The sequence below is a fragment of the Salmonella sp. A29-2 genome (assembly GCF_020150755.1).
In the GTDB taxonomy this organism is placed as follows: Bacteria; Pseudomonadota; Gammaproteobacteria; order Enterobacterales; family Enterobacteriaceae; genus Salmonella; species Salmonella enterica.
In genome coordinates, this window is sequence record NZ_CP083731.1 from 1,062,180 (window position 1) to 1,081,000 (window position 18,821).

Genomic DNA, 18,821 nt, shown 5'->3' on the forward strand with positions numbered 1-18,821 from the left:
CCGGTCTACGGTCCGTGCGGTTGTAGGCCTGATAAGCGTCGCGTCATCAGGCATCCGGGTTCGATGATGGCGGGAAAATAAGATGGCGATAGACACACCTTCCGGCGTACAGCTACGCATTCGGGGCAAAGTACAGGGCGTCGGTTTTCGTCCTTTTGTCTGGCAGCTGGCGCAGCAGTTGCGATTACACGGCGACGTGTGTAATGACGGCGACGGCGTCGTCGTTCGGCTGCTGGAAGAGCCGTCGCAATTTATTGCCGCGCTCTATCAGGATTGCCCGCCGCTGGCGCGCATTGACAGCGTTGAACACGCGTCGTTGGTATGGGAGCGCGCACCGACGGATTTCACCATTCGTCAGAGCGCAGGCGGTTCGATGAACACGCAAATCGTGCCGGATGCGGCGACCTGCCCGGCATGTCTTGCCGAGATGAATACCCCAGGCGAGCGGCGCTACCGTTATCCTTTCATCAATTGCACCCACTGCGGACCACGCTTCACCATTATTCGCGCTATGCCCTATGACCGGCCATTTACGGTGATGGCGGCGTTTCCCTTGTGTCCGGAATGCGACAGCGAATACCGCGATCCGTACGATCGCCGTTTTCATGCCCAGCCCGTTGCCTGTCCGTCATGCGGGCCGCATCTTGAGTGGCGGAGCCAACATGAACGAGCGGAAAAAGAGGCGGCTTTGCAGGCGGCGGTCGCCCAACTGAACGCCGGAGGCATTATTGCCGTTAAAGGGCTGGGTGGTTTTCATCTGGCCTGCGATGCGCGCAACGATAACGCAGTGGCGATGCTGCGGGCGCGTAAACATCGCCCGGCGAAACCATTGGCGGTGATGTTGCCCACGGCGCAAACGCTGCCGAGCGCGGCGCGTTCGCTGCTGACCACGCCAGCGGCCCCGATTGTGCTGGTGGATAAGCAGTATGTACCTTCGCTGAGTGAGGGCATCGCGCCAGGACTTACGGAGGTGGGTGTGATGCTGCCAGCCAACCCATTGCAACACCTCTTGTTGCAGGAGCTCAATTACCCGCTGGTGATGACATCCGGCAACCTGAGCGGCAAACCGCCCGCCATCACCAACGAACAGGCGCTGGACGATTTACACGATATTGCCGATGGTTTTCTGTTGCACAATCGCGACATTGTACAGCGCATGGACGACTCTGTTGTGCGCGATAGCGGCGAAATGCTGCGTCGTTCGCGGGGATACGTGCCGGACGCGATTGCGTTGCCGCCCGGATTTCGCGATGTGCCGCCGATACTTTGTCTGGGCGCGGATCTGAAAAACACGTTCTGTCTGGTACGCGGCGAACAGGCGGTTGTCAGCCAACATTTGGGCGATCTCAGCGATGACGGTATCCAGGCGCAGTGGCGCGAGGCATTGCGTTTGATCCAGTCAATCTACGATTTTACGCCAGAGCGTATCGTCTGTGATGCGCATCCGGGCTATGTTTCCAGTCAGTGGGCCAGTGAGATGCGTCTACCGACAGAGACGGTGTTACACCATCATGCCCATGCGGCGGCTTGCCTGGCCGAGCATGGTTGGCCGCTGGACGGCGGAGAGGTGATTGCCCTGACGGTAGACGGTATCGGCATGGGCGAGAATGGCGCGCTATGGGGCGGAGAATGTTTGCGGGTCAATTATCGCGAATGCGAACATTTAGGCGGTTTACCCGCCGTGGCGCTGCCGGGAGGCGATCTGGCTGCCAAACAGCCGTGGCGTAATCTGTTGGCGCAGTGCCTGCGCTTTGTGCCGGACTGGCAGGATTATCCGGAGACAGCGGGGCTGCAACAGCAAAACTGGAATGTCCTGGCGCGCGCCATTGAGCGCGGCGTCAATGCCCCGTTGGCCTCTTCCTGCGGGAGGTTGTTCGACGCGGTGGCTGCCGCGCTTCGCTGCGCGCCAGCATCGCTTAGCTATGAGGGCGAGGCCGCCTGCGCGCTGGAGGCGCTGGCCTCTCAATGCGCTAACGTTGAGCATCCGGTAACGATGCCGCTTAACGGCGCTCAACTGGACGTCGCTGTTTTCTGGCGGCAATGGTTGAACTGGCAGGCCACGCCCGCGCAACGCGCCTGGGCTTTTCATGATGCGCTGGCGTGCGGGTTTGCCACGCTAATGCGCCAGCAGGCTACGGCGCGGGGGATAACCACTCTGGTCTTCAGCGGCGGGGTGATACACAACCGCTTACTGCGCGCGCGTCTTGCCTTTTATCTTTCTGATTTTAAATTGTTATTTCCGCAGCGGTTACCGGCGGGCGACGGCGGGCTGTCGTTTGGACAGGGCGTGATTGCCGCAGCGCGAGCATTAAGGGAAGTGTAGGGCACCGGATGGCGGCTGCACCTTATCCGGCCTGTAAACAGATGCTCACTCGTAGGCCGGATAAGACGCGAAGCGGCGCCATCCGGCATCACAGGCTTATACGGACAACGTTTTCAGCAGTGCAAAGGCCTCTTTCATGCGGTCTTCACTCACCACAAAGGCGCGTAGTTGGCCTTCTCCGCTCATGCCTTTGGCAATCATACCGTCAGATTCTGCGGTAATCTGCCAGCTCAAATCGCGGCGCTGAGTTTCTCCCGCCAGATGCAGCGGCAGTTCCGGCGTTTTGACTTTGACCAGCATCGCCGGTAGCTTCAGCGGCGCGTTGCCACCAAGTAGATTTTTCGCCAGGTACATCGCGCTTAACTGGATCGGTTGCAGGAAGGGCAGCACCTGACCGTTGATCTCCGCGCAATCGCCGATCGCATAAATATCCGGGTGACTGGTCTGTAGATAGCTATCCACGCAGACGCCGCGGTTGACGGCTACCCCGGCGCGGCGCGCCAGAGCGGTTTCCGGGCGTAAGCCGGTGGCGGCAATCACCGCATCGACCTCAATACTATGCTGGCTTACCAGCGTAGCGCGGATACCGGCTTCGGTTTTCTCCAGTTTTTGCAACTGCGATTTCAGCAGCAGATGCACCCCCATATCGGTCAGGTGATGCTGTAAGCGACTGCTCACTTCCGGTGGCATCAGTGAGGCGAGAAGGCTGGCGGCGTTATCCATCAGCGTTACCGTTTTCCCGGCGCGGCAGAAATCCATCGCTAATTCACTGCCAATGAGACCGCCGCCGACAATCAGCACTCGCTGCGCGTCGCGCAGTTGTGTCTCACAGGCGCGGTACTCCTGCTGGCTATTCAAAGTAAGCATTAACTCACGTCCTGCAATCGGCGGCACAAAGGCTGTCGCCCCGGTCGCCAGTACCAGCTTGTCGTACTGCCACTGCTTATCCTGACTTTTCACCACATGGGCATCGGCATCAATGTCAGCAACCCAGGTATGCGGGAACAGTCGTAGATTAAACTGTTCAGCAAATTCCCCCGCTAACTGGCGGGTGAGATCATCGGCGCGCTGCGACTGGCTGATAACGTGGCTGAGATCGGGCTTGTTGTACTCATCCATGCTGTCCGCCGCAATCAGGGTTAACGGCACATGCGCATCTTGTTTACGGATATTTTTGACGAGCTGGCGGGCGGCGAAGCCCGACCCAATAATGATGATTCCCCGACTCATTTTGCCTCCGTCGCCAGTACGTCGAACACGTCTTTACCTAATGAACATTCCGGGCACAGGAAGTTATCCGGCACCTCGCTCCACGGCGTACCCGGCGCGACATCCTGCAACGGCTCGCCCAGCGCAGGGTCGTAAATCCACTGGCATACGCTGCATTGCATTTTAGGACCGAGGTCTGCGGCGGCGCAGGTTGTGATTTCTTCGGCTGGCGCGATTTGCTGTGTGGTTTCCGGCAGCGGAGCAAGCGCCCACTGACGGGCGATGTCGCGACCATGCTGACGGCACAACTCCAGCGCATCCAGATCCGGACGCCATTTCGCTTTCAGACTCAGGGACATTTCAAAACCGGCATCCTGTAAGCGCGTGGACAGTCGATCCACCGCGCCGCCGCTCCAGCCATGAGAACCGAAGGCGCTGGCGCGTTTGTTGCGAAAGCGCAGGCCGGTCATCTCTTCCACCAGACCAGCGATTTTCGGCATCATCACGTTGTTCATGGTAGAAGTGCCGACCAGCACGCCTTTCGAACGGAAGACGTTGGTCAATATTTCATTTTTATCGCTGCGGGCGACGTTAAAGATTTTGACCGCCACGTTGGGGTCCACTTCGTTGATACCCTGCGCGATGGCATCCGCCATCATGCGAGTATTGTTCGACATGGTATCGTAGAAAATAGTGATACGATCTTCCTGATAATCTGCCGCCCATTTCAGATACAGCTCCACGATTTGCGTTGGGTTGTCGCGCCATACCACGCCGTGTGAGGTGGCAATCATATCCACCGGCAGGTTGAAGCCGAGGATTTCGGTAATTTTTGGCGTTACCAGACGGCTGAACGGCGTCAGGATATTGGCGTAGTAGCGCTGGCATTGTTCAAACAGTTCAGTTTGGTCCACTTCATCATTGAACAGGCGCTCGTCGCAGTAGTGCTGACCAAAGGCGTCGTTGCTGAATAACACCGCGTCGCCGGTCATATAGGTCATCATGCTGTCCGGCCAGTGCAGCATCGGCGTTTCTACGAAGATCAACTGCTTGCCGTTGCCGATATCCAGCGTATCGCCGGTTTTCACCACCTTAAAATTCCATTCCGGGTGATGGTGATGGCCGTTGATAGAGTCAATGGCGTTGGCGGTACAGTAGATAGGCGTGTCCGGGATCTGCGCCATCAGTTCGGTCAGCGCGCCTGCATGGTCTTCTTCGGCATGGTTAATGATGATGTAGTCGATGTCCGCGAGGTCGATTTCACTGCGCAGATTTTGCACAAACTCACGGCTAAACTTATGATCGACGGTATCGATCAGCACATTCTTTTCTTCACGAATGAGATAGCTGTTATAGCTGCTGCCACGCAGCGTTTTGTATTCAGTGCCGTGAAAATCACGTACTTCCCAGTCGCGTTGGCCAACCCAATGAATATTATTTTTAACCAGAATAGACATAACCACCTCAATTCATTCAACGTTTGCAAAAAGTTGTTTTGCTTATTGCAGGTAGTGTGCCAACTTTACATCTTATTGATTTATATAAAATTATAATAATTTTGTATTTTTGGTATAGTCAAAAAGACTATAAGTGATGCTGTCAATATGACACTATAGATTGTCAAAATGACAATGAGGTAACCATGAGTTTTTCCGTGGAGGTATTGGCGGGCATCGCCATTGAGTTACAACGCGGCATTGGGCATCAGGATCGTTTTCAGCGGCTGATTACTACGCTGCGTCAGGTGCTGGCGTGCGACGCCTCGGCGCTGCTGCGTTATGAATCACGACAATTTATTCCACTGGCGATTGATGGCCTGGCGCAGGACGTCCTCGGCAGACGTTTTACCCTGGAAGGGCATCCGCGCCTGGAAGCCATCGCCCGCGCGGGGGACGTGGTGCGTTTTCCGGCTGATAGCGATTTACCCGATCCGTATGACGGGTTAATTCCCGGACAGGAAAGCCTGAAAGTCCACGCCTGTGTTGGTCTGCCGCTGTTTGCCGGACAGAACCTCATCGGTGCGCTGACCCTTGATGCTATGACGCCGGAGCAGTTCGAGGTATTTAGCGATGAAGAACTACGGCTTGTCGCCGCGCTGGCCGCCGGGGCATTGAGTAATGCGCTGTTAATTGAACAACTGGAAAGCCAGAACATGCTGCCGGGGTCGTCAGGCGTGTTTGAACCGATAAAAGAGACGCACATGATCGGCCTGTCGCCGGCGATGACGCAGTTGAAAAAAGAGATCGAGATTGTGGCGGGCTCCGATCTTAACGTGCTGATCGGCGGTGAAACGGGGACCGGTAAAGAGCTGGTGGCGAAAGCTATTCACCAGGGCTCCCCCAGAGCGGTCAATCCGCTGGTCTATCTCAACTGCGCCGCGCTGCCGGAAAGCGTGGCGGAGAGCGAGTTGTTTGGTCATGTAAAAGGGGCTTTTACCGGGGCTATCAGTAATCGTAGCGGTAAGTTCGAAATGGCGGATAACGGTACGCTGTTTCTGGATGAGATTGGCGAACTGTCGCTGGCGCTACAGGCCAAGCTACTTCGCGTGTTGCAGTATGGCGATATTCAGCGCGTCGGCGACGATCGTAGCCTGCGCGTGGATGTGCGGGTGTTGGCGGCAACCAACCGTGACCTGCGTGAAGAGGTGCTGGCAGGGCGTTTTCGCGCCGATCTGTTCCATCGCCTGAGCGTTTTCCCGCTCTTTGTGCCGCCGCTGCGCGAGCGCGGCGATGATGTGGTGCTGCTGGCTGGCTATTTTTGCGAGCAGTGCCGACTGCGGCTGGGGCTGTCCCGCGTGGTGCTGAGTACCGGCGCGCGCCGCCATTTGCTCAACTATGGCTGGCCGGGCAACGTCCGGGAGCTGGAACATGCCATTCACCGTGCGGTTGTACTGGCGAGAGCGACCCGGGCAGGGGATGAGGTGATACTGGAGGCACAGCATTTTGCCTTGTCAGAGGACGTTTTACCCGCGCCGCCTGCGGAAAGCTTTCTGGCGCTGCCGACTTGCCGCAATTTGCGCGAATCGACGGAGAACTTCCAGCGAGAGATGATTCGCCAGGCGCTGGCGCAAAATAATCATAACTGGGCGGCCAGCGCGCGGGCGCTGGAAACCGACGTCGCCAACCTGCACCGGCTGGCGAAACGTCTGGGACTGAAGGATTAGATAATCCCCGCCTGGTAGAAATCCTGCAGGTTAATGGCGCCGGTGAGTTTGCCGTTTTCATCGACCACTGGCGCGGCGGTAATTTTGCGTTTCATCAGGAGCTCTTTGGCGTCAATGGCGCGGCTTTGCGCCTGGAGCGTAATACCGTTGGGCGTCATGGCTTCGCTTACCGGCGTGGTGAGCGCGCCGCCGCCCACCAGCCAGCGACGCAGGTCGCCGTCGGTAAAGACGCCTTTCACAACATGTTGCTCATCGCAAACCGCCACCAGCCCCAGCCCGGTACGGCTAAGTTCCAGCATGGCATCCATCACGCTGGTGGCAAGCATCACCTGCGGTATTGCATCACCCTGGCGCATCAGGTGATGCACATTATTGAGCAAACGCGCGCCCAGTGCGCCAGCCGGATGCGAACGGGCGAAATCTTCTTCGTTAAAACCGCGCGCCTGCATGACCGCCATCGCCAGCGCATCGCCCATCATCAGCGTATTGACGGTACTGGATGTCGGCGCCAGATGCATCGGACAGGCTTCACGCTCGACGGAAATATCCAGAACGGCTTTTGCCGCTCGCCCCAGCGGAGAGTGAGGTTTACCGGTCATCGCCAGCAGCGCGACGGATTTATCTTCCAGACGCGGGATGATGAGGTCGAGTTCTTTTGCGCCGCCGGAATAGGAGATAAATAACATCACGTCGCGGCTTTCAATCATCCCCAGATCGCCATGTAGTGCTTCCGCCGGATGAACAAAAAAAGCGGGAGTACCGGTACTGGCAAGCGTCGCGGCGATTTTTTTACCAATATGACCTGACTTGCCAATGCCGGAAACGATCACTTTGCCTTCACAGTGAATAATGATATTGGCGGCGCGGACAAAATCATCGCCCAGACGCTCCGGCAGACGGCTGGCTTCCTGTAGCTCCAGCATTAAGGTCTGACGGCCCGCGTTTAGTAGTGCATCACTCATTGCTTTCTCCGGTTATGATTACTTCAATCCCTTTTGCTTCCAGCGCCTGACGAAATGCCGGATCGATCCCCGCGTCCGTGATCAGTTTGTCGACGGTTTCCAGACTGCACACCACATTGGGGCTTTTACGACCAAATTTTGAGGAGTCCGCCATCAGAATCACCTCGCGTGCTGCATTGCACATTGCGTTACTGACGGTGTAAACCTCATTGAACGTGGTCACACCGACATTCAGGTCAATACCGTCAGTTCCCATGAAAAGTTTATCAAAGCTGAATTGCTCAAAGGCGTTTTCCGCCAGTTGACCGTGAAACGACGCCGATTTTTTACGGAAGGTGCCGCCGGGCATCAGGATAGTTTGTTCGTTGTCCAGTTCCGATAGCGCGTTAACAATATGGAGGCTGTTGGTCATCACCGTGATGTTGCTAAAACGCGAAAGCAACGGCACCATCTGTAACACGGTACTTCCGGCGTCCAGAATAATGGAATCGCCATCATGGATATATTTCACAGCGGCTGCGGCTATCAGCGCTTTTTTGTGGGTGTTGATAAGCGTTTTGTGATCAATAGGCGGATCGGACTCTTCTTTATTCAACACCACGCCGCCATAGGTGCGGATGACGGTTCCGGCATTTTCCAGAATGACCAGATCTTTACGGATAGTGGTGCCTGTCGTGTCAAAGTACTGGGCCAGTTCTTCAACCGAGCATTTTCCCTGTTTTTGCAGGTGCTCCAGAATCGCGGCCTGACGCTGACGAGGTTTCATAGGCGTGATTACCCTGACTTATGTATTTACCCGTCATACTTCACGCTGCATGTGCGTTGGCTTTCCTCGCTTACCCCGGTCACGTACTGATGTACGCTCCTGGGATTCACTGCGTCGCCGCCTTCCTGCAACTCGAATTATTTAGGGTATTGGTTGCAAAATGATAATTTCGCAAGCTATACGCATTCACAACGAAATTACCCATGTTTCAGTTTAAGCGCCAATGATAGTGCATTCTGCGCGAGCGAATCATGGGGAAAGATCACATCAGGCTGTAATTCATGCAAATGTTTTCCTTGCATTGCGGCAATTTTAACCGGTCTGGCGAATACCGTAAGGCCTTTCATCAATAAAGTGTCCGTCACCCGCTGCTGTTCGTCCAGCGCCACGGCAACCACCACCCGGGGCTTAAAACGCCCGCCGGAGCGCCCGACGCCGACCCGCCCCTGTTGGCTAAGTTTATCGAAAGCCCGATTAAAGCGGGAAATCTGCCAGCCGCCCAGCGCCAGCTGCGCACACCAGGCGATAACGGCGACGGTAATCAGAGTGGAAACCATAATGTGCTCCTGTTGGTTTGCCTGATGGCGGCGTAACCGTCTTATCCGGCCTACGGCGCCATCCGGCAATTCACGGTCAGAACATCACTTGACCGCCGGTTACGTTGATCGACTGCCCGGTGCAATAAGACGCTTTCGGGCTGGCATAAAATAGCAGCATGTTCAGCACATCCTGATAATCACACCCGCGTTTGAGCGGTACCTTATCAATGTAATACTGTTCCACCTCGTCGGGCTTAATGCCCAGTTTAGTGGCGTATTGCGGCAGCAGTGACTGGAACATCGGCGATTTCAACAGGTTGCCGAGCATCAACGAGTGTACGGTAATGCCGTATTCCGCCAGATCCAGCGCCAGAGACTGGGTTAACCCCACGCCGCCGAATTTCGCCGCGCTGTAGCCGGAGTTGTGTTTACTGCCCACTTTGCCGGATTTAGAGTTAATCTGAATAATGCGCCCCTGAATGCCGTCGCGGATCATCAGGCGGGAAAACTCACGGGCGCAGAGGAAATAGCCCACCAGATTCACCTGTAGCGAGCGGTCAAAATCGCCCAACTGGAAATCGCTGATAAACGCCGCTTTGGCGATACCCGCGCTGTAAACCAGCAGATCGACGCGCCCGAAAATCTCGTCTACGCCGCGGGACAGCGCCAGCACGCTCTGCTCGCTGGTGGCGTCGGCGCCAAAACCGTACGCCATACCTTCGCCAAAATCGGCGTTAATTTCCTGGGCGACATTCGCGGCTTTATCGCTTTGAATATCAACGACCGCCACGCGGTATCCTTCTTCTGCAAGCCCACGGCAAAGGAATGCCCCCAGGGTCTGGCCTCCGCCAATGACAACGGCAACTTGATTCATGTTTTTTCTCCTTAAGCGACAAACGTCAAAATACAGCCCGGCGCGATATCGTCCGGTACAGGCCCCGCAACGTGTACGGTGCCGGGAAATTCCGCTTCACGCAGACCATCGAAGCGCAAAGTGATATGCCCCAGTTCACGCAGGTTTTGCTCGGCTACGCTGCCGACCGCCGTGACCGGATAGCAATGTTGGCCCAATTCACACCGCGCGCCAGGCTGCAGCGCGCCGGTCAGTTCGCCATGACAATGGATGAAGCAAAATTCTTCGATATCCGCCGGCGCGCCTTCCCGAAACGTAATCAGCATCTGTTCGCCGAGCGCCTCCTTCGCGCTCTGGCCGATACGGGTGATGGTGGTTTGATAAATCACGCTCATGTCTGAACCTCTTATTGATAGATAAAGCCGGAAACAAACCAGGCGATAAGTACCGTGGGCGCGCCAGTCAGGAAGCGTCCGACCAGCACAGAAGGTACGCCGACGCGAACGGTGTCTTGTTTCGCTTCCGCCAGTGACAGGCCGACCGGGATAAAGTCGCAGGCCGCCTGCGCGTTAATCGCGAACAGGGCGGGAAGCGCCAGATGCGGGGGGATATTGCCCAGGCCTATCTGAACGCCGATCAGGACGCCAATGACCTGAGCGATAACCGCGCCAGGGCCGAGAAAGGGCGACAGCAGCGGGAAAGAGCAGATCAATGCCAGCGTCACCAGCCCCAGTGGATGGCTGGCTAATGGCGCCAGGCCGTGGGCGATCCAGTCGCCAAGACCTGAGGCCATAATGATGCCGATCAGCGCCGAAACGAACGCCATAAACGGCAGGATTGTTTTCAGGACCGTATCAATGGTGTCGCGACCGGACTGGAACAGTACCGCCACGGCGGAGCCCATTCCCATACCGACTTTTGCCAGCAGCCCGTCGCTCTGCTCGGTGATTTTTTTGCTGGTGTCGTAGTCACGTCCTAATGTCGTTTTGGCAGGCTGGGGACTGGCAGGCGTTTCGCCGACAAGAGTAATGTTTTCTTCTTTTACGCCGGAGACATAAATATCCTCAACAATATACTGCGCCAGTGGGCCGGACTTACCCGTCGAGTGAATATTAATGGTTGGAATCCGGCGTTTCGGATAGATACCGCAGCGCAGCGTACCGCCGCAGTCGATAATGGCCGCGCCGATCTCCGCTTCCGGTGGTTCGCCTTCTTTAAAGCCGTCCACCGCTTGCCAGCCTGTTAGTTGCGCCAGTTTGTCGACGATGGCCGGGCGCGTACCGGCTGTGATATAGACGATCTTTTTGCCTGGCGTAACGTCCAGTTCAAGCGGGCCGCCCCAGCCGCCGGCGCCTTTCTCAATACGAACCCGTGTCATGATACCGCTCCTGTCAGATGAACTTTCTGCTCAAGTTGAATCCCCATTTTTTTCTCAAAAATAGCGGTGGTGAGATCGGTGACCCAACCGCGGAAGAAGTTCGTCACCAGACCTACCAGCAGATAGCTCACCGCGAGCGGGCCGAGAGGAAGCCCTAACGTGGTGAGTCCGCTGGCGATACCCAGATAAACAAACAGTTCGCCGGGATTGATATGCGGAAACAGACCGTTCATGGAGTGACAGCTATAGGAGGCCGCCGCGTAATAGCTCGGCTTGTACTTCTCCGGCATAAAGCGTCCCAGGCTCAGGGTCATCGGATTACAAAAAACAAATGTCCCGATACACGGTAAAAGCAGGTAACGAGATAGCGGATTTCCGGCACAACGTTGGGCAAAACGCTCAATACGCTGCTGGCCGATAAAATTGATGAGCGCATTCATGATAACCAGCAGGCTTATCAGTAGCGGAAGAATACCTGTCACCATACCGGTAAACACCTCTCCGCCTTTCTGGAATAACCCGATGAACCACTCCGCACCATGTGTAATGGTTTCGATCATTGTTCTCTCCTGTAGGGTTTTTAGTTTTCTTGCTAATTTCCTGTTCATTGTAATCATGTTGAAAGATTAAAAAGTGTTATTGTGATCGCAAAATAAAAGAAAAATATTTTAAGTTGAAAGATTGCGGGAGTGGGGGAGCGGATACAAACTGAAAAGAGGAGAAAGGTGATTTATTCTCTTGTGCCGCTTCCTTGTGCGGCGGGGGATGCTTTACCATACTTCTCCCTGGCTGAATTTGTTTAATGGATGTCTCATGTTCAAGCGTCGTTATGTAGCGTTACTTCCACTTTGCGTATTGCTTGCTGCCTGTAGCAGCACGCCAAAATCTTCCGAGACTCAAGCGACGACGGGCACGTCTTCCGGCGGTTTCCTGCTTGAGCCGCAGCATAACGTCATGCAAATGGGCGGCGACTTCGCCAACAACCCTAATGCGCAGCAGTTCATTGATAAAATGGTCAGCAAACACGGTTTCGACCGTCAGCAGCTGCAGGAGATCCTCTCGCAGTCTAAAAGACTGGATTACGTCCTGCGTCTGATGGACAGACAAGCGCCGACCACTCAGCCGCCCGCCGGACCAAATGGCGCCTGGCTGCGCTACCGCAAACAATTTATTACGCCGGATAACGTGCAAAACGGCGTCGCGTTCTGGAATCAGTATGAAGACGCGCTGAACCGCGCCTGGCAGGTATACGGCGTACCGCCGGAAATCATTGTGGGCATCATCGGCGTGGAAACCCGCTGGGGACGTATCATGGGGAAAACGCGGATTCTGGACGCGCTGGCGACGCTGTCATTTAACTATCCGCGCCGGGCGGAATATTTCTCCGGCGAGCTGGAAACCTTCCTGCTCATGGCGCGCGATGAGCAAGACGATCCGCTCAATCTGAAAGGTTCCTTTGCCGGCGCGATGGGCTACGGCCAGTTTATGCCGTCTTCCTATAAAGAATATGCGGTCGATTTCAATGGCGATGGGCACATTAACTTGTGGGATCCGGTAGATGCCATCGGTAGCGTGGCGAACTACTTCAAGGCGCATGGTTGGGTGAAAGGCGATACGGTTGCGGTGCCAGCGAATGGTCAGGCGCCGGGACTGGCGAATGGTTTCAAAACAAAATACAGCCTCTCTCAGCTTGCCGCCGCAGGCTTAACGCCGCAGCAATCGTTGGGCAATCATCAGGAAGCCAGCCTGCTGCGTCTGGATATCGGTACGGGCTACCAGTACTGGTACGGCCTGCCGAACTTCTACACCATTACCCGATATAACCACAGCACGCATTATGCGATGGCGGTTTGGCAACTGGGCCAGGCGGTAGCGCTGGCGCGGGTGCGCTAATTTACGCTTAGGGAGGGGAGTCCCCCCTCCGCTATTATTATGGCTTTTTGGGCTGATTCTCTGCCTGCAAGTGGGATATCTTCTTTGATAGTGCCAGACTATATCCCAGACATCCCAGGCCTAAGATAATTTGACCGCCATCATACGGTTCAAAATAGCCTGACGACAATATATTCAGTACTCCCATTCCTAATGAACATACTCCACCCACAATTAACCACAGCCGTAGTTGACAGGTTTGTTTCAGTTTGTGCTGTGTGCTTTCCGTTTTTTTGAGTGACATCCTTGCTTTCTCTCCGTGCGTGTAAATTTAGCGACATGGTACTGCTATTTAGTCATGTGTTACCTCATTTCATTCTGCATAAATAACCTGCTGGCATTTTTTCGGAATCCGACTCGTAAAATCGACTGCTCGTCCCCATCTCTGGTGAGAAAGTGCTATCTTGTGCGGCAGGATTTCTAACTGACAGAGGTCATGATGACTGACAGTGAACTGATGCGGCTTAGCGAGCAGGTCGGGCTGGCGTTAAAAGCGCGCGGGGCGACCGTAACGACAGCAGAGTCCTGTACCGGCGGCTGGCTGGCGAAAGCCATTACCGACACCGCCGGAAGCTCCGCCTGGTTTGAACGCGGCTTTGTCACCTATAGTAATGAAGCCAAAGCGCAGATGATTGGCGTGCGTGAAGAGACTCTGGCGCAGCATGGCGCGGTCAGCGAACCCGTAGTGGTCGAAATGGCGATCGGGGCGCTGAAGGCCGCTCGCGCCGATTTTGCTGTCGCTATTAGCGGAATTGCCGGGCCGGATGGCGGCAGTGAAGAAAAGCCGGTTGGTACGGTGTGGTTTGCTTTCGCCAGCGTCAGCGGAGAAGGGATTACGCGTCGGGAATGCTTCAGCGGCGACCGTGAATCGGTGCGTCGACAGGCGACGACGTACGCGCTACAAACCCTGTGGCAACAATTTCTACAAAACACTTGATACTGTATGAGCATACAGTATAATTGCTTCAACAGTACGAATTCACTATCCGGTTCAATACCAAGTTGCATGACAGGAGTAATAATGGCTATCGACGAAAACAAACAGAAAGCGTTGGCGGCAGCACTGGGCCAAATTGAAAAGCAATTTGGTAAAGGCTCCATCATGCGTCTGGGTGAAGACCGTTCTATGGATGTGGAAACTATCTCCACCGGTTCGCTTTCACTGGACATCGCACTCGGTGCGGGCGGTCTGCCGATGGGGCGTATCGTCGAAATTTACGGGCCGGAATCTTCCGGTAAAACGACCCTGACGCTGCAGGTGATTGCCGCTGCGCAGCGTGAAGGTAAAACCTGTGCGTTTATCGATGCGGAACACGCGCTTGACCCCGTTTACGCACGCAAGCTGGGCGTCGATATCGATAACCTGCTCTGTTCTCAGCCGGATACCGGCGAGCAGGCGCTGGAAATCTGTGACGCGCTGGCGCGTTCAGGCGCGGTGGACGTCATTGTGGTCGACTCCGTAGCGGCGCTAACGCCGAAAGCGGAAATCGAAGGCGAAATCGGCGACTCTCACATGGGCCTCGCGGCGCGTATGATGAGCCAGGCGATGCGTAAGCTGGCGGGGAACCTGAAACAGTCCAACACGCTGTTGATTTTCATCAACCAGATCCGTATGAAGATTGGCGTGATGTTCGGTAACCCGGAAACCACCACCGGCGGTAACGCGCTGAAATTCTACGCCTCTGTTCGTCTTGATATCCGTCGTATTGGCGCGGTGAAAGAGGGCGATAATGTCGTGGGTAGCGAAACGCGTGTGAAAGTGGTGAAAAACAAAATCGCCGCGCCGTTTAAGCAGGCCGAGTTCCAGATCCTCTACGGCGAAGGCATCAACTTCTATGGCGAACTGGTTGACCTGGGCGTGAAAGAGAAGCTGATCGAGAAAGCGGGCGCATGGTACAGCTACAACGGCGAGAAGATTGGCCAGGGTAAAGCGAACGCGACTACCTGGCTGAAAGAGAACCCGGCGACAGCGAAAGAGATCGAGAAAAGGGTTCGTGAATTACTGTTGAGTAATCAGAATGCCACGCCCGATTTCGCCGTTGACGATAGCGAAGGCGTTGCAGAAACCAACGAAGATTTTTAATCATCAGGTGATGGTGGGTCGGACAAAACGAAGCCGCCATTCAGCAAAACGTTAAATTACCATCAAGGGCTGCATTTATGCGGCCCTTTTGGCATTTCTCCCTGTTAAGGTTTTTTATGAGTGAACCCACATCGCGCCGTCCCGCTTATGCTCGTCTCCTTGATCGTGCGGTACGTATTCTTGCTGTCCGCGATCACAGCGAGCAGGAATTACGGCGTAAACTCTCCGCGCCGGTGATGGGCAAAAATGGGCCGGAAGAGATTGATGCGACGGCAGACGATTATGAACGCGTGATCGCCTGGTGCCACGAACATCACTATCTTGATGACGAGCGCTTCGTGATGCGCTTTATCGCCAGTCGTAGCCGCAAAGGCTATGGCCCGGCGCGTATTCGCCAGGAGTTGAATCAGAAAGGCATTTCCCGTGAATCGACTGAAAAAGCGATGCGAGAATGTGAAATTGACTGGAGTGAAATGGCACGTGAACAGGCCGTTCGCAAATATGGCGAGCCGCTCCCTTCAAACTTTTCAGAAAAGGTTAAGGTACAGCGCTTTTTGCTCTATCGCGGGTATCTGATGGACGATATCCAGCAAATATGGCGAAATTTTGCAGATTGAGCGCATACGGGATTTTACTTCCCGGTAAAGAAAACTTATCTTATTCCCACTTTTTCCGTCTGGACGCGGGTTGCTTAACGGCGAACAGCGTCTGCGACGAATATTCCTTAAATACACAAAATCATTCAAGCCGCATCAAAGCGGCAAGTGAGCCTCGGGAACGCGTGACCGGGAAACTCGCAGCCAACGCAGAGGCGGCCTGAAGGATGAAGTGTAGCTTGATTTCAGGATAATTATGAGCAAGAGCACCGCTGAGATCCGTCAGGCGTTTCTCGACTTTTTCCATAGTAAAGGGCATCAGGTAGTTGCCAGCAGTTCCCTGGTGCCTAACAATGACCCCACTCTGTTGTTTACCAATGCCGGGATGAACCAGTTCAAGGATGTTTTCCTTGGGCTCGATAAACGTAATTATTCCCGTGCAACCACTTCCCAGCGTTGCGTACGCGCGGGGGGGAAACACAACGATCTGGAAAACGTCGGATACACTGCACGTCACCATACTTTCTTCGAAATGCTGGGCAACTTCAGCTTCGGCGATTACTTCAAACACGACGCCATTCAGTTCGCATGGGAATTACTGACCGGTGAAAACTGGTTTGCTCTGCCAAAAGAGCGTTTATGGGTCACCGTTTATGAAACCGACGACGAAGCCTATGAGATCTGGGAAAAAGAAGTCGGCATCCCGCGCGAGCGTATCATCCGTATCGGCGACAATAAAGGCGCGCCATACGCATCGGATAACTTCTGGCAGATGGGCGATACCGGTCCCTGCGGTCCGTGCACCGAAATCTTCTACGATCATGGCGACCACATCTGGGGCGGCCCTCCGGGAAGCCCGGAAGAAGACGGCGATCGCTATATTGAGATCTGGAACATCGTCTTTATGCAGTTCAACCGTCAGGCTGACGGGACTATGGAACCATTGCCGAAACCGTCTGTAGATACCGGTATGGGGCTGGAGCGTATTGCCGCGGTACTGCAACACGTTAACTCTAACTATGACATCGACCTGTTCCGCACGTTGATTGAAGCGGTAGCGAAAGTCACCGGCGCCACCGATCTGGGTAATAAATCGCTGCGTGTTATCGCCGACCACATCCGTTCCTGCGCATTCCTGGTTGCCGATGGCGTGCTGCCGTCGAATGAAAACCGTGGCTATGTGCTGCGTCGCATTATTCGTCGCGCGGTTCGTCACGGCAACATGCTGGGCGCGAAAGAGACCTTCTTCTACAAGCTGGTTGGGCCGCTGATTGAGGTAATGGGCTCCGCAGGCGAAGAGTTGAAACGTCAGCAGGCGCAGGTCGAGCAGGTTCTGAAAACGGAAGAAGAGCAGTTCGCCCGTACGCTGGAGCGCGGTCTGGCGCTGCTGGATGAAGAACTGGCGAAATTGCAGGGCGACACCCTGGACGGCGAAACCGCTTTCCGTCTGTATGATACTTATGGTTTCCCGGTCGATCTAACGGCGGACGTCTGCCGTGAGCGCAACATCAAAGTCGATGAAGCCGGTTTTGAAGCCGCTATGGAAGAGCAACGCCGTCGCGCGCGCGAAGCTAGCGGTTTTGGCGCGGACTACAACGCGATGATCCGCGTTGACAGCGCTTCTGAATTTAAAGGTTATGACCATCTGGAACTGAACGGCAAAGTGACCGCGCTGTTTGTCGATGGTAAAGCGGTTGAAGCGATTAACGCGGGACAGGAAGCGGTTGTCGTGCTGGATCAGACCCCATTCTATGCGGAATCAGGCGGTCAGGTTGGCGATAAAGGCGAGCTGAAAGGCGCTGGATTTACTTTCGCTGTGGACGACACGCAAAAATATGGTCAGGCGATTGGTCATATCGGCAAATTGTCTGCGGGCGCTCTGAAAGTGGGCGATGCGGTACAGGCTGACGTAGATGAAGCGCGCCGCGCACGTATCCGTCTGAACCACTCCGCCACGCACCTGATGCACGCGGCGTTGCGCCAGGTGCTTGGGACACACGTTGCGCAGAAAGGTTCGCTGGTTAGCGATAAAGTGCTGCGCTTCGACTTCTCGCACAATGAAGCGATGAAGCCGTCGGAGATTCGTGAGGTTGAAGATTTGGTGAATGCGCAAATTCGCCGCAACCTGCCGATTGAAACGAACATCATGGATCTCGACGCGGCGAAGGCGAAAGGGGCTATGGCGCTGTTTGGCGAGAAATACGACGAACGTGTACGCGTTCTGAGCATGGGCGATTTCTCTACCGAACTGTGCGGCGGTACTCACGCCAGTCGTACCGGTGATATCGGTCTATTCCGTATTATCTCTGAGTCCGGCACCGCAGCGGGCATTCGTCGTATTGAGGCGGTAACCGGTGAAGGCGCTATGGCCACCGTTCATGCGCAAAGCGATCGCTTAAACGATATTGCGCATCTGCTGAAGGGCGACAGCCAGAATCTGGGCGACAAAGTGCGTGCCGTGCTGGAACGTACACGTCAGCTGGAAAAAGAGTTGCAGCAGTTGAAGGACCAGGCCGCAGCGCAGGAGAGTGCAAATCTTTCCAGTAAAGCGGTCGATCTCAACGGCGTGAAGCTCCTGGTCAGCGAGCTTGCTGGTATTGAGCCGAAAATGCTGCGAACCATGGTTGATGATCTGAAAAATCAACTGGGGTCTACCGTTATCGTACTGGCAACGGTTGTTGAAGGTAAGGTTTCTCTGATTGCGGGCGTGTCGAAGGATGTGACCGACCGGGTTAAAGCAGGGGAATTGATTGGTATGGTCGCTCAGCAGGTGGGCGGTAAGGGGGGCGGTCGTCCGGACATGGCGCAAGCCGGTGGTACGGATGCGGCAGCTCTGCCTGCAGCGTTAGCCAGTGTACAAGGCTGGGTCAGCGCAAAATTGCAATAATTATAAGCGTTCGTTGGCGCCGCAGCTCGTGCTGCGGCGTTTACGTCAACGCTATCGACAACGATAAAGTCAGGTTGAAGTTTTGTATATCGGCTAAACTTAGGTTTAACAGAATGTAATGCCATGACTG

General features: G+C 55.1%; 17 protein-coding genes. 7 read left to right on the forward strand and 10 right to left on the reverse strand.

The genetic code is table 11. From position 1 onward, the window contains the following. Window positions 1-82: 82 nt before the first annotated feature. Window positions 83-2,323, forward strand: a complete 2,241-nt coding sequence (gene hypF / locus K8W53_RS05175; RefSeq protein WP_023225052.1) for a carbamoyltransferase HypF — start codon at window positions 83-85, stop codon at window positions 2,321-2,323. 96 nt (window positions 2,324-2,419) lie between these two features. On the opposite strand, the gene norW is transcribed toward hypF, so the two are convergent. Next, window positions 2,420-3,553, reverse strand: a complete 1,134-nt coding sequence (gene norW / locus K8W53_RS05180; RefSeq protein WP_000086335.1) for an NADH:flavorubredoxin reductase NorW — start codon at window positions 3,551-3,553, stop codon at window positions 2,420-2,422. Next, the gene (gene norV, locus K8W53_RS05185; protein ID WP_023225053.1) at window positions 3,550-4,989 is read right to left on the reverse strand and encodes an anaerobic nitric oxide reductase flavorubredoxin; all 1,440 of its coding nucleotides are present in this window, start codon (window positions 4,987-4,989) and stop codon (window positions 3,550-3,552) included. The genes norW and norV overlap by 4 nt, the downstream gene beginning before the upstream one ends. A 185-nt stretch (window positions 4,990-5,174) precedes the next feature. Between norV and norR the strand changes: the two genes are divergently transcribed. Continuing rightward, complete coding sequence (norR, locus tag K8W53_RS05190) at window positions 5,175-6,695, forward strand: nitric oxide reductase transcriptional regulator NorR (RefSeq protein WP_017465658.1); 1,521 nt, start codon at window positions 5,175-5,177, stop codon at window positions 6,693-6,695. On the opposite strand, the gene gutQ is transcribed toward norR, so the two are convergent. The 7 genes from gutQ to srlA all read right to left on the reverse strand — a co-directional run bounded on the left by gutQ (window position 6,692) and on the right by srlA (window position 11,753). After that, window positions 6,692-7,657 (reverse strand): arabinose-5-phosphate isomerase GutQ, encoded by a 966-nt coding sequence (gene gutQ, locus K8W53_RS05195; protein ID WP_001278206.1) that lies wholly within the window; start codon window positions 7,655-7,657, stop codon window positions 6,692-6,694. The two genes, norR and gutQ, sit on opposite strands and share 4 nt — an antisense overlap. Further along, on the reverse strand, window positions 7,650-8,423 hold the full coding sequence (gene srlR, locus K8W53_RS05200) for a glucitol operon DNA-binding transcriptional repressor SrlR (protein WP_000804536.1): 774 nt from the start codon (window positions 8,421-8,423) through the stop codon (window positions 7,650-7,652). The genes gutQ and srlR overlap by 8 nt, the downstream gene beginning before the upstream one ends. 197 nt (window positions 8,424-8,620) lie before the next feature. Further along, a complete protein-coding gene (gene gutM / locus K8W53_RS05205; protein ID WP_000255198.1) occupies window positions 8,621-8,980 on the reverse strand; it encodes a transcriptional regulator GutM in 360 nt (119 codons plus the stop codon). A gap of 76 nt (window positions 8,981-9,056) precedes the next feature. Beyond that, entirely contained in the window at window positions 9,057-9,836 is a 780-nt protein-coding gene (srlD, locus tag K8W53_RS05210; RefSeq protein ID WP_001077372.1) for a sorbitol-6-phosphate dehydrogenase, read from the reverse strand. A gap of 11 nt (window positions 9,837-9,847) precedes the next feature. Next, window positions 9,848-10,210, reverse strand: a complete 363-nt coding sequence (gene srlB / locus K8W53_RS05215) for a PTS glucitol/sorbitol transporter subunit IIA (protein ID WP_000111553.1) — start codon at window positions 10,208-10,210, stop codon at window positions 9,848-9,850. A gap of 11 nt (window positions 10,211-10,221) precedes the next feature. Continuing rightward, window positions 10,222-11,193 carry a PTS glucitol/sorbitol transporter subunit IIB gene (locus tag K8W53_RS05220; RefSeq protein WP_000199039.1) on the reverse strand — a complete coding sequence of 324 codons (972 nt, stop codon included), beginning with the start codon at window positions 11,191-11,193 and terminating at the stop codon, window positions 10,222-10,224. Beyond that, complete coding sequence (gene srlA, locus K8W53_RS05225) at window positions 11,190-11,753, reverse strand: PTS glucitol/sorbitol transporter subunit IIC (RefSeq protein ID WP_000573333.1); 564 nt, start codon at window positions 11,751-11,753, stop codon at window positions 11,190-11,192. The genes K8W53_RS05220 and srlA overlap by 4 nt, the downstream gene beginning before the upstream one ends. A gap of 253 nt (window positions 11,754-12,006) precedes the next feature. On the opposite strand from srlA, the gene mltB reads away from it, so the two are divergent. Beyond that, the gene (gene mltB / locus K8W53_RS05230; protein ID WP_000476826.1) at window positions 12,007-13,086 is read left to right on the forward strand and encodes a lytic murein transglycosylase B; all 1,080 of its coding nucleotides are present in this window, start codon (window positions 12,007-12,009) and stop codon (window positions 13,084-13,086) included. A 37-nt stretch (window positions 13,087-13,123) separates the two neighbouring features. Here the strand turns inward: mltB and K8W53_RS05235 are convergent, their stop codons facing one another. Next, window positions 13,124-13,369: a hypothetical protein gene (locus tag K8W53_RS05235; protein ID WP_001519391.1), complete on the reverse strand. Its 246-nt coding sequence runs from the start codon at window positions 13,367-13,369 to the stop codon at window positions 13,124-13,126. 195 nt (window positions 13,370-13,564) lie between these two features. Here K8W53_RS05235 and pncC point away from each other — a divergent pair, with 195 nt between their 5' ends. From pncC to alaS, 4 genes are all read left to right on the forward strand, one after another. Continuing rightward, entirely contained in the window at window positions 13,565-14,062 is a 498-nt protein-coding gene (pncC, locus tag K8W53_RS05240; RefSeq protein ID WP_010835022.1) for a nicotinamide-nucleotide amidase, read from the forward strand. Window positions 14,063-14,146: 84 nt separating this feature from the next. Further along, the gene (recA, locus tag K8W53_RS05245; protein ID WP_000963150.1) at window positions 14,147-15,208 is read left to right on the forward strand and encodes a recombinase RecA; all 1,062 of its coding nucleotides are present in this window, start codon (window positions 14,147-14,149) and stop codon (window positions 15,206-15,208) included. 116 nt (window positions 15,209-15,324) lie between these two features. After that, a complete protein-coding gene (gene recX, locus K8W53_RS05250; protein ID WP_001294863.1) occupies window positions 15,325-15,825 on the forward strand; it encodes a recombination regulator RecX in 501 nt (166 codons plus the stop codon). Window positions 15,826-16,060: 235 nt separating this feature from the next. Beyond that, a complete protein-coding gene (gene alaS, locus K8W53_RS05255) occupies window positions 16,061-18,691 on the forward strand; it encodes an alanine--tRNA ligase (RefSeq protein ID WP_023224218.1) in 2,631 nt (876 codons plus the stop codon). Window positions 18,692-18,821 lie beyond the last annotated feature (130 nt).